The sequence below is a fragment of the Acidimicrobiia bacterium genome (genome assembly GCA_036271555.1).
In the GTDB taxonomy this organism is placed as follows: Bacteria; Actinomycetota; Acidimicrobiia; order IMCC26256; family PALSA-610; genus DATBAK01.
On record DATBAK010000013.1, the window covers coordinates 1 to 10,822 of the forward strand.

The 10,822-nt window shown below is 70.3% G+C and carries 11 protein-coding genes; 5 read left to right on the top strand and 6 right to left on the bottom strand.

All coding sequences use genetic code 11. The features are described 5' to 3' along the window. Nucleotides 1-1,107: hypothetical protein (locus VH914_05110; protein HEX4490569.1), on the bottom strand; the 1,107-nt coding region annotated here is incomplete at its 3' end. 95 nt (nt 1,108-1,202) lie between these two features. Here VH914_05110 and VH914_05115 point away from each other — a divergent pair. From VH914_05115 to VH914_05130, 4 genes are read left to right on the top strand one after another with little or no spacing between them, the layout of a single operon-like run. After that, nucleotides 1,203-2,264 (top strand): diacylglycerol kinase, encoded by a 1,062-nt coding sequence (locus VH914_05115; GenBank protein HEX4490570.1) that lies wholly within the window; start codon nt 1,203-1,205, stop codon nt 2,262-2,264. Beyond that, complete coding sequence (locus VH914_05120) at nt 2,261-3,382, top strand: hypothetical protein (GenBank protein ID HEX4490571.1); 1,122 nt, start codon at nt 2,261-2,263, stop codon at nt 3,380-3,382. The genes VH914_05115 and VH914_05120 overlap by 4 nt, the downstream gene beginning before the upstream one ends. Continuing rightward, entirely contained in the window at nt 3,379-4,275 is an 897-nt protein-coding gene (locus VH914_05125) for an alpha/beta hydrolase (protein HEX4490572.1), read from the top strand. Before VH914_05120 ends, VH914_05125 begins: the two co-directional genes overlap by 4 nt. After that, nucleotides 4,272-5,039: a hypothetical protein gene (locus tag VH914_05130; GenBank protein HEX4490573.1), complete on the top strand. Its 768-nt coding sequence runs from the start codon at nt 4,272-4,274 to the stop codon at nt 5,037-5,039. The genes VH914_05125 and VH914_05130 overlap by 4 nt, the downstream gene beginning before the upstream one ends. Before the next feature lie 59 nt (nt 5,040-5,098). Here VH914_05130 and VH914_05135 read toward each other — a convergent pair whose 3' ends face one another. The 5 genes from VH914_05135 to VH914_05155 form a co-directional block, all read right to left on the bottom strand. Further along, nucleotides 5,099-5,740, bottom strand: coding sequence for a maleylpyruvate isomerase N-terminal domain-containing protein (locus VH914_05135; GenBank protein ID HEX4490574.1), 642 nt, complete (start codon nt 5,738-5,740; stop codon nt 5,099-5,101). Nucleotides 5,741-5,819: 79 nt separating this feature from the next. Continuing rightward, a complete protein-coding gene (locus VH914_05140) occupies nt 5,820-7,076 on the bottom strand; it encodes a sulfotransferase (protein HEX4490575.1) in 1,257 nt (418 codons plus the stop codon). Next, nucleotides 7,073-8,131, bottom strand: coding sequence for a dihydrodipicolinate reductase (locus VH914_05145; protein ID HEX4490576.1), 1,059 nt, complete (start codon nt 8,129-8,131; stop codon nt 7,073-7,075). The genes VH914_05140 and VH914_05145 overlap by 4 nt, the downstream gene beginning before the upstream one ends. 97 nt (nt 8,132-8,228) lie before the next feature. Next, nucleotides 8,229-8,711, bottom strand: coding sequence for a nuclear transport factor 2 family protein (locus tag VH914_05150; GenBank protein ID HEX4490577.1), 483 nt, complete (start codon nt 8,709-8,711; stop codon nt 8,229-8,231). Nucleotides 8,712-8,718: 7 nt separating this feature from the next. After that, the gene (locus VH914_05155; GenBank protein ID HEX4490578.1) at nt 8,719-9,216 is read right to left on the bottom strand and encodes a nuclear transport factor 2 family protein; all 498 of its coding nucleotides are present in this window, start codon (nt 9,214-9,216) and stop codon (nt 8,719-8,721) included. Between the two features lie 141 nt (nt 9,217-9,357). On the opposite strand from VH914_05155, the gene VH914_05160 reads away from it, so the two are divergent. After that, a partial coding sequence (locus VH914_05160; GenBank protein ID HEX4490579.1) for an AMP-binding protein occupies nt 9,358-10,822 on the top strand: 1,465 nt, incomplete at its 3' end.

Genomic DNA, 10,822 nt, shown 5'->3' on the forward strand with positions numbered 1-10,822 from the left:
CGCGCCGTCGGTGTAGTCGACGAAGCCGGAGGGCGCGTGGGGGCCGAGGGTCGCGTGCTCGAAGATGCCCCAACCTTCCTGCCCGTCGAACTGCACGCGCGCGATGTAATCGGTGATCGAGAACGCGGCGCGGCCCGCGACCGCGGGGTCGGTGTGGTCGTACTCGCCACCGTCGACCCACGTTTCGCCTTTCCACACGCCGTGCTGCCATTCGGGGTCGATGCCGTAGCCGGTGCCCACCGCGAGCGGGATGCCGAGGATCGGCTCGACGTCGAGCGTGAGCTCCTTCCCGTCGCGCGTGCGCAGCGCGAACGACGCGTGCGTTGGCTCGCGCGTGCCCGAGCGGTACGAGATGTCGGGGTGCGGCCAGCCGAGCTGCTCCGGCGGCTTGCCGGTCGCCTCGGGCCACACGCGCACCGCGAGGTTCGTGTGGCGCAGGCCGGTCTTGTCTTCCTCGACCATGAGGTGCATGGCGAAGTCGTCGAACTTGAGCGGCACCCAGCACCACCACATGCCGTCGAACTCGCGCGGCCGGCCCGGCGGGATCGCTTCACCGACGGGACGGATGCCCCACGAGCGATCACGCGTCGCGGTGTAGCGGTCGGGCGTGACCTTCACCGTCTCGCCCGCGAAGCGCAGCTCGCCGCTCCACGTGCCGACGCCCGCGAAGCGCGACGCGTCGAGCAGGATCGTGTCGCCCTGGCGACGCACGTGCTGCGGCTCCGAGATCGGTGCGTACTCCGACTCCCACATGAGGTCGAAGCCGATGCCGTGATCGTCGGCGTCGCAGATGAGTCGCAACTTCTTGAACGGCTCGACGATCTCGATGCGATACGGCCCGACTTCCTGCTTCATGCGATCGTCCGGGCGCGCGCCCGACGTGCGGAGGGCCCACTGCTTGTCGCCGCGGCGCACCGTCGCGTACGCGTCGATGACGCCGAGGTTCGGGTACACGCCGAGCCCGGTGATGAAGTACGCGTCGGCTTCGTGGTCGACGCCTTGGAAGATGCAGCGGTCGTAGAAGTTGCGATCGCTCGTCGCCGTGTACCGCATCGGTAGCGGTACTTGATGGATCGGGTATTCGTCGAGCGGGTCGAACTCGAGCATCGGCGTCTCCCTCGCACCTGTGCCCATGGCGGACGGCCGGCGACACGGTGTCGGTACGCTGCCACTCCGCGATCGGGTGAGGCAAAGGGGAGACCGTGACGTACCGGGTCATCCAGTGGAGCACGGGCAACGTCGGGCGCCACGCGTTGCGATTGATCGCGAAGCATCCGGACCTCGACCTCGTCGGCCTGTGGGTCCACGGCGCCGACAAGGCGGGCAAGGACGCCGGTGAGCTCGGTGGCTTCGAGCCCTGCGGTGTGCGCGCGACGAACGACGCGGACGCCGTGCTCGCGCTCGACGCCGACTGCGTCTGCTACACCGCGACCGCCGACCTGCGACCGGCCGAGGCGATCGCCGACATCGCGCGCATCCTGCGTTCCGGGAAGAACGTCGTGTCGAGCTCGGTCGTGCCGCTCATCTACCCGCCGCACGTTGCGCCCGATCTGCGCAAGCCGCTCGAGGACGCGTGCAGCGCAGGCAACACGTCGTGCTTCACGTCGGGCATCGATCCGGGGTGGGCGAACGACCTGCTGCCGTTCGTGCTCACGGGCACGTGCGAGTACATCCAGTCGGTGCGGATGATGGAGGTCGTCAACTACGCGACCTACGCGCAGCCACAGGTGCTGTTCGACACGATGGGCTTCGGCAAGGAGCTCGACGCGACGCCGCTGCTGTTGATCCCGGGTGTGCTCTCGTTCGCGTGGGGCGGTGTCGTGAAGGTGATCGCGGCGGGGCTCGGTGTCGAGATCGAGGAGCTGCGCGAGGTGCACGAGCGGCAACCCGCGCCGGAACGGATCGATCTGGGCTTCGGTGTCGTCGAGGCCGGCACGACGGCCGCGCTGCGCTTCGAGGTGCAGGGCATCGTCGGCGGTGAGCCCCGCATCATCCTCGAGCACGTCACCCGCCTCGCCGACGACCTCGCTCCCGAATGGCCGCAGCCCGCGGGCGACAGCGGTTACCGCGTGATCGTCACCGGCAACCCGAGTTACACGTGCGACGTGCAGATGATGGGCGACGACGGCGACCACAACACCGCCGGGCTCGTCGGCACCGCGGGTCGCATCGTGAACGCGATCCCCGCGGTGTGCGCGGCGCCGCCCGGTTTGCTGTCGGTGCTCGACCTCCCGTTGGTCACCGGCCGCGGCTTGATGCGATGAGCGACGGCGGGGAGAGTCGCGCTGCGTTCGACGCGTTGCTCGCGACGTTGACCGAGGCGGCGGATCGCTACGCGGGCGAGGAGTGGGGGATCGCCGGTCCCGACGACACCGGCGGCGCGCTGCGCGTGCTCACGCATCTGTTGGAGGGCGGTCTCGTCGGCCACTTCGAGGACGACCCCGCGGCGCCCGTCCTGCGCCGCATCGTCACCTCGACGCGCAAGGCAATGGGCGACAACTCCGACGCGATCTACTACGACGCGTCGGTGTCGTCGCGCTACACCTACCGCGTGCGCGGCAAGACCGCGGGCGCGATCTACACGTCGTTCACGATCGAGGCCGGCGGTCCCGACGGAGGCTGGCCGGAACGGACCGCGGGCGTATTGAACGACTCGCAGTTCGACGTCGACGACGACGGTCGGTTCGAGGTGTTCCTCGGCGGGCCGCGCCGCGAGCGCAACTGGATCGCGCTCGCCGACGACGCGATGCGCATCACGACCCGTCATTACTGGGAGGAGACGTGGTCGCCCGCGACGCCACCGATCGCGAACCTTGCGCTCGAGATCGAGGTGATCGACGGCCCGGGTCCGTTGCCGCCGCCGACCGACGCGTCCGTGGCCGAGGGCTTCCGGCGCGTCGAGCGTTACGTGCGCTCGCGCACGCTAAATCAGCCCAAGCCCGGTGAAGCAGGGCAGCCCGCGTTCGTGTCGCGCGAGCCGAACGTGTTCCCACCGCCGGTGCCGCCCGGCGACCACCCGCTCGCCGCGGCCGACGCCGCGTACAGCATGGCGCCCTACGTGCTCGGTCCCGACGAGGCGCTCGTGATCACGGCGAAGTGGCCCGAGTGTCGCTGCGCCAACGTGATGATCTGGAACCGTTGGTTGCAGACGAACGACTACGCGCACCGGCCGGTGTCGCTGAACCGCGCGCAGACGCAGGTGCGTCCCGACGGTTGGTTCGACGTCGTGATCGCGCACCGCGACCCGGGCGTGCCGAACTGGATCGACACCGAGGGCAAGCCGTTCGCGATGGTGTTCTGGCGCTTCTTCCTGCCCGACGGCCCGATCGAGACGCCCGTCGCGCGGGTCGTGCCGTTCGCGGAGGTGACCGCGGCGTCGTGAGCGTCCGCGGGCTCATTGTCGAGCGCGACGGCGCCACCCTCGCGGGCAGTCTCTGGCTTCCGGAGAGCCCGCCGACGGCGGTGCTGCTCATGCATCCGGGCTCGGGCCCGTCGAACCGCGACAACGACACGTACTTCCCGCCGATCCGCGAGCACCTCGTCGGTCGCGGCATCGCAGTCGCGTCCTTCGACAAACGCGGTGTCGACGAGTCGACCGGTCGGTGGGAGGACGCGGGCATCGTCGAGCAGGCCGAAGACGCCCGTGCGGGTCTCGACGCGGTGCTCGCGATCGTCGGCGAGGGCGTGCCGGTCGGAGTGTTCGGGCACAGCCAGGGTGGCTGGGTGGTGATCGAAGCGGCGCGCGTCGACACGCGCGTGCGCTTCGTCGTCGCCAACTCGGGTCCCGGCGTGACACCGGCCGAGCAGGAGCGCTACTCGATGCAGTGCGAGCTGGCGGACTTCACCGACGCCGATCGTGCCGCCCTGCGCGCGCACTTCGACCTGTGGCTCACGCTGGCACGCGAAGGCGTGCCGTGGGACGTCGCCGACGCGCAGCTCGCGGCGTCCGAGCGCGCGACCGGGCACGACGCCGAATCGGTGATGTTCGTGCCTCGCACCGAGCCCGAGTGGGTATTCGTCCAGGGAATGATCGACTACGACCCGGTTCCCGTGTTGCGCGCACTGCGAGTCCCGGTGCTCGGACTCTTCGGCGCCGACGACGCGATCGTGCCGGTCGAGCCGAGCGTCGCCGCGTTCCGCGTCGCGGTCGCGCCCGAGCTCCTCACGATCGCGGTGCTGCCGGGTGGCAACCATCGCGTGCAGCACGGCGATCCGCCGCGTCTCGTCGACGGCTATCTCGACACGCTGACCGCATTCATCGAGCGCGCGCGATGACGGTCACGTCGGGGAGTGCGGCGCGCGACGAGCGGCCGTTGCTGGAACGTCTGATCGAGCGGATGCCGGTCGCGATACAGGCCGATCTCCACGAGTCGGCGGATCGCCTGCTCGCGGTGCGTACGCCGAAGCAGGCGCAGCGCGCGCTCGAGGACGAGTACGAGCACGTGCTGCGACGCGTGCTGCCGCTCGTCGTCGACCGACCGCTGCTGCGGAGTCGAGCGGCCGCGAGCGCGTTCACCGCGAGCTTCGCCGCGCTCGCGGCCACCGCGGAGGAAGCCGACGAGCTCCTGACGTTCGTGTCGGCCGGCACGTTGACCGCGCCGGGCACGTCGGTGGTCGTCGCGGTCGGGCTGCTCGCGGCGGTGGCGGAGAGCTACGCAACGGCGTCGGTGCGCGTGCATCAGCTGCGTGCGAACTTCGTCGTCGTCGACGCCGACGCGCTCGCGGCCGACGTCCGCACCGCCGTCTTCGGAGCTGTCTGGTCGGGCTCGCAAGCTTCGCCCTCCTCGACGCCTCAGTCGTCGGGTCGGACGGGCCGCGGAGCGACCCGCCCGTTCTTGTGGAAACGCACGCAGAAGCGCGTCGCCAGGCGGGTGATCGACGGCGCGGCCGCACGGATCAGCACGCGCTGGGCGGTCGGCGCGGTGCCGTTCGTCGGCATCGGCTACGCCGCGTTCGACTCGGCGCGCAGCGTCAAGCGCGTGCTGCAACTTCCGGTTCCGGAGCCTCCTGGTCGCGCTCGCTCCGCTCGCCGCTCCTGACGCCTCAGCCGCAGGGTCGGGCGGGCCGCGCGGCGACCCGCCCGTCTGAGCGGGGCGGATCAGCGCAGATTCGACGTGCCGCCCGGTGTGCCGTCCCATTCGGACAGGGGTGCGCAGTGCCACTTCCACTTGCCCCGCGGCTCGATGCCGTCGAGCGACTGGCGGCCGTTCGCGAATCGCAGCGCGGCCCACGGGTCGGCGCCGACCTCGACCCACGGGAACAGCCGTTCCACGACGCGCGCGCAGAGGTCGGCGTCGGGTGTGAAGTCGACGCCGAGCGTCGCCGCGATGTCGGCACCGTGCACGAGGATCTCGTCGCACGCCATCGCCGCGAAGCCCGACCGGTCGGCGATACCGAACGCGTGCCAGCCGCGGTCGTCGGGCCCGGCCGTCCGGATCGCGGTCGCGAGCAGCGCCGCGCCCGAGCGGAGCGCGTCGACGAGCATCGGCGCGGCGGCGGTCGGCGAGTTCTCCGGCACCTCGACGGGTCCTGGCGCGCGCCGCGCGAGCAGCCCTCCGTACCAGAGCGCGCAGTCGGCGACGTGCCCGAGCGTGGCGCGGCACGGCCACTCGACGTCGGCCGCGGGCTCGTTCCAGCGCGGGTCGTCGTCGCGCGCGGCCGGACCGTCGAGCGCGCTCGCGAGCGCCTCGGCCGCCACGAGCGCGTCGTCGGCGGTGACCAGGTCGGTGTCGGTACTCATGCGGCTCCGGCCGCCGCCGCTCGATCCGGACGGTCAGCGGTGCGTCTCGTGCCGTCCGCGACGGCGGGCTGCGCCTGGCTCATTCCTCGATGATGCCGTAGTGCTCGACGTAGCGCGCGAACGACCGGCGCACGGAGTCCTCGTCGAGCCCGACGTCGGCGAACGTGTACCGGTGCGCGCCGTGCTTGCCCTTCGGCTTCGCGGCGAGATAGTCGCGCACCGTGCGGTCGTGGTGTGCGGGCCACGCGAGGTCGAGCTGCTCGTAGAGCTTCCCGAGCGCGCCGACGGGATCCGCCATGAGGTCGACGAAGTGGCTGTCGACGATGCGTTCGTCGGGGATCGCGCCACTCGTCCGTTGGTCGATGACCTGCTCGAGGAACATCTGGTACGTCAGCTCCATCAGCGGGCCGAGGCTCGCGACGTCGACGCGGTCGCTGCGGGTGAACCGCAGCACCGCGAGCAGGCTGACGAGCGACGCGATGAAACGGCGCGGATCGCGGTGCGTGTGGATCACTCGCGCGTCGGGATACTCGGCGAACACCTGCGCGAGCGTCTGCAGATGTCCGGGTGACTTCAAGAGCCACTGCCGGGGCGCGTCGCCGTATTGGAACGTCTGGAGCATGCGGCGATGCAAGCGGTACACGCGCGCGAGGAGCGGCTCGATGTGTTCGAGCTGCCAGCCCGTGAACGACGGCGTGTCGTAGAGCATCGACCAGTGCGGTCCTGCGAAGTCGTAGGCGAGGAAGTGCACGCACTCGCACGGCAGATCGCTCGCGAGCTCGTGCATCGTCATGAACTCCGGATGCACGTCGGACCAGAGCTCCTGCTCGCATTCCGAGAGCTCGCGGCGACGCTCGCGATCGGCGGCCGCGTCGCCGTCGCGCAGTACCGGTAGCGGCTGGAGCGCCTCCCACGCCAGCGGCGCGCGCAACGCAGGGTCGAGCGCGAGCAGCTCGAGCAGGATCGTCGTTCCCGTGCGCGGCGGACCGACGACGAACAACGGCGCCGCGATCGGCTGGCTCGCGACCGCGGGCGTCGCGTCCCAGAACTGTTGCAGCCGGAGCCACGTCTCGAGCATCCGCAGCATCTCGCCGCGCGTCATCACCCGGCCGACGAGATGCGGCTGCGACTCCGCGTCGATCGACGCGACCAGTCGCCGGAACGTCTCCTCGTAACCGGGCCAGTCGTGCTCGCCGAGATCGTCGAGTCCGGTCGCCGCTCGCGCGGTCGCGAGCAGCTCGTCGGCGTCGAGCCCGATCATGCGCGCGGGATCGCCGGTCGTGTCGCCGAACAGGTTCATGCGCCGCACCCAGTCCGGGTGCGCGAGCTGCTTCATTCGGCGCGCAGAGCGGGGGCGGCGCGGCCGGCGATGAGCGGCAGGTCGAGGTAGGTGCGGATGCCGGGCTCGGCGCGGCACACGTACGGCACCGAGTTCACGCAGTGCATCGCGGTCGCGACGATCCCGCGGTTGCGGCGCAGCCCTTCCTCGATCGACGACGGATGCAGCTCGTGGAACGTGAGCAGCACCGGCGGGTCGCCCGTGATCTCGACCTCGAAGCGCTCGCCTTCCGGTCCGAAGCTCCACGCGGGGTCGAGGTTCTCCTGGCCCATGAACCAGTTCACGGCCGCGACGATCACGGGCTCGCCGTCGACGAGACCTTCCCAGCGGAAGCGCTGCGCGGCGACGAGTCCGGGCTCGATCGGACCGATCGGCGAATCGATGGGCGCGGTCGCGACGGCGACCTCGTGCGTCGTGCGCAGCTCGGGATCGATCGCGAAGCCCATCTCGGCCGCGACCATGCGCACCGACTGCTTGAAGCCCTGGCCGAGCACCGTCGTCATGATGCTCGAGCGCGCTTCCTCCGGCGTCTTGCCGAACAGCATCACGTCGTGCACGACGTCGGGGGCCGCGTACGTGCGGATGTCGCTGAACTCCTCGGCGCGCACGCGCGTCACCGCGTTCGACAACGCCGACACCATCAACGGGAAGCGCTCCGTGATGCCGCCGGGATGGATACCGGTGCCGTGCAAGGTCACGCGGCCTTCGCGCGCCGCGGCCTCGAGGTCGACGACGTGCTCGGGTTGCGGGTAGACCCAACCGACCGGTGTGACGACGTTCTTGCCCGAGCGCAGGATGCGGGCGACGACCTTCGGGTCGGCGAGCACGGGTGCGTAGACGACACAGTCGGCGTCGAGCGCGAGCACGTCGTCGACGTTCGTCGACGCGGTCACGCCGATCGGATCGCGGTCGATGAGCTCACCGACGTCGCGACCGTCTTTCGACGCACTGTGCACCCAGCACCCGACGAGCTCGAGCTCGGGGTGCGTGAGCACGCCCTCGATCGCGGCCTTGCCCACACCACCGGTCGCCCATTGAATGACGCGATACATCAAGGCGCTCCTCCATGAACGGGCGGGTCGCTTTGCGGCCCGCCCGACTCGCAACCTGAGGCGTCAGGAGCGACGAGCGAAGCGAGTGCGACCATAATCAATCGAAACCCGGCCTGGTCGGAAACGGGAAGATCTCGGAGCGGCCGGTGCGCGCGATCGACTGGTACTGCCGGCGCGCGAACCACCAACGACTCTCGCGGCGCGCGTAGTCGTCGCGGTACAGGCCGTACGCGTTGGTCCAACGGCCGTTCGACTTGTCCTGCCGCAGCTCGCAGGTGAACTGGCGCGCGTGCGCGACATCCGCGTCGGCGCCCGCGAGATCGACGACCGAGTTCAGGATCACCATCTCGAAGAACTCGAACCGCTCGACCGCGGTGGCGATGAAGTCGCCGACGGCCGCGCCGCCGGTGAGCAGGATCGGCTCGTTCGTGACGGTGTCGACCGTGACCGTCGCGGTGGGGAGGAACAGGTCGTCGAGCTCGTCCCACGCGCGCCGCGTCACCGAGTCCGCGTACGCCGCCTGCAAGCGCCGGATCGCGATGTAGTCGATCGTCTCCCGCGCGAGCGCGTCGTCGGCCATCGCGCCGTTACCGTTTCGCCGCGTCGGGCCGTGAGAAGTCGCGGTTCACGTGTTTCGGCGGGATGCCGAGGTTCGGTCCCGGCTTGAAGTTGCTCGCCTTCATGTCCTCGAAGACGTGCACCATGTTCAGGAGGTCTTCCTCGTAACAGAACTTGCCGTCGCCCGCGTACACGAGCGTCGAGTAGCCGGACTGCTCCCACGGCCGGCCGTCGGGACGCGTCCCGCCGAGGATCTGCTTCCACTTGATGACGACGTTGTCGCCGTCGATCACGAAGAACTCGGTGGGGAAGGTCCACTCCTCGAGGCCTTCCATCGCCTCGCCGAAGACGGTCGCCTTCATCTCGTCGAGGCCTTCGACGCGACCCCACGCGGGGTCGATGAACACCGCGTCGTCGGTGAAGAACGGCGCGAGCGCGGCCCACGTGAGCTCGTGCGCGCAGATCCGATCACGGACGGCGATGTAACGGTCGACGGTTGCCTGCACTTCCTCGCGGCTGTGCGCCATGACGTCCCCCCGGTCTCGGCGCAGAACGTAGCGTGCGGTGATGATCTTGCGCGAGTGGCCGAGCCCGCGAGCGGAGCGAGCAGGGCGCTCCGATGCGCTCCCATCCCGCGCCTCGGAGCGGCGAGCGAACCGAGCGCGACCGTGAACACCCGCACGATCCCGCAGCACGTTCGCGCTGCAGTCGACGCCGCCGCCGGGAGCACCTGGCTCGTGACCGACGACGTCGAGCTCACCTACGCCGACGCGCAGGCGCGCATCGAGCGTTTTGCGAGCGCGCTGCGCGGTCTCGGAATCGGCGTCGGTGACCGCGTGATCACGACGCCGCGCAACACACCCGACTACCTGCTCTCGTGGCTCGCGCTCATGGAGGTCGGGGCGATCCAGGTACCGCTCAACCCCAAGAGCAGCGCGGAAGAGCTCGCGGGGTTCGTCGCGCAGGTGGCGCCCGCGCTCGTCGTCACCGACCCCGCGCTCGCACCGTCGTTCGGCGCGCCCGGCGTACCGGTCGTCGACGTTGCCGCTCTCTACGACGCCGCGCCCGACGGACGCGGTCCCGCGGCGATCACCGACGACGCGGTCGCGGTGATGATCCCGACGTCGGGTACGACCGGGCGCTCGAAGCTCGTGATGCAGACGCACCGCGCCTATGTGATGGCCGGCGAAGGCTTTCCGTGGTGGCTGCGGCTCACCGCCGACGACCGCCTGATGACGTCGTTGCCGCTCTTCCACATCAACGCGCCGGCGTACTCGACGCTCGGATCGATCCAAGCGCGCGCCAGCCTCGTGCTGCTCCCGTCGTTCTCGGTGAGCGGGTTCTTCGACGCCGCGCGCCGGCACGGCGCGACGGAGTTCAACTCGATCGGGGCGATGATCGAGATGCTCGTGCGGCAGCCGCCGCGCGCCGACGACGCCGACAACCCGATTCGCTTGTGTTACACGGGTCCGTCGCCCGATCGCGAGCGGCACCTCGCGATCGAGGAGCGGTTCGGCTTCGAGGTGACGTGCGGGTACGCGATGTCGGAGACGCCGTACGGGCTCGTGTGGTTGCCCGGCGCGCGTCCGTACGGCGCGCTCGGTTCGCCGCGCCAACACCCCGAGTTCGGACACGTCAACGACGCGCGCGTCATCGGCGACGACGGCGCGCCGGTCGCGGTCGGCGAGATCGGCGAGCTCGAGCTGCGCAACCCCGCGATCATGCGCGGCTACTACGAGATGCCGGAGGAGACTGCCGCGGTGATGGTCGACGGCTGGCTGCGCACCGGCGATCTCGTGCGCGACGACGGCGACGACGTGTACACGTTCATCGGTCGCAAGAAGGAAGTGATCCGCCGACGGGGTGAGAACCTCGCACCCGCGGAGGTCGAGGCCGCGCTCCAGCGCCATCCCGACGTCGCGGAGGCCGCGGTGGTGGGCGTGCCGTCGGATCTCTCCGAGGAGGACGTGAAGGCATTCGTCGTCGGGGCAACGGGGAAGACCGTCGATCTGGTTGCGCTGCACCAGTACGCGCTCGAACAGCTCGCGCGCTACAAGGTGCCGCGCTACATCGAAGTCGTCGCCGAGCTTCCGCACACCGCGACCGACCGTTTGGCCAAGCATCGGCTCCCGC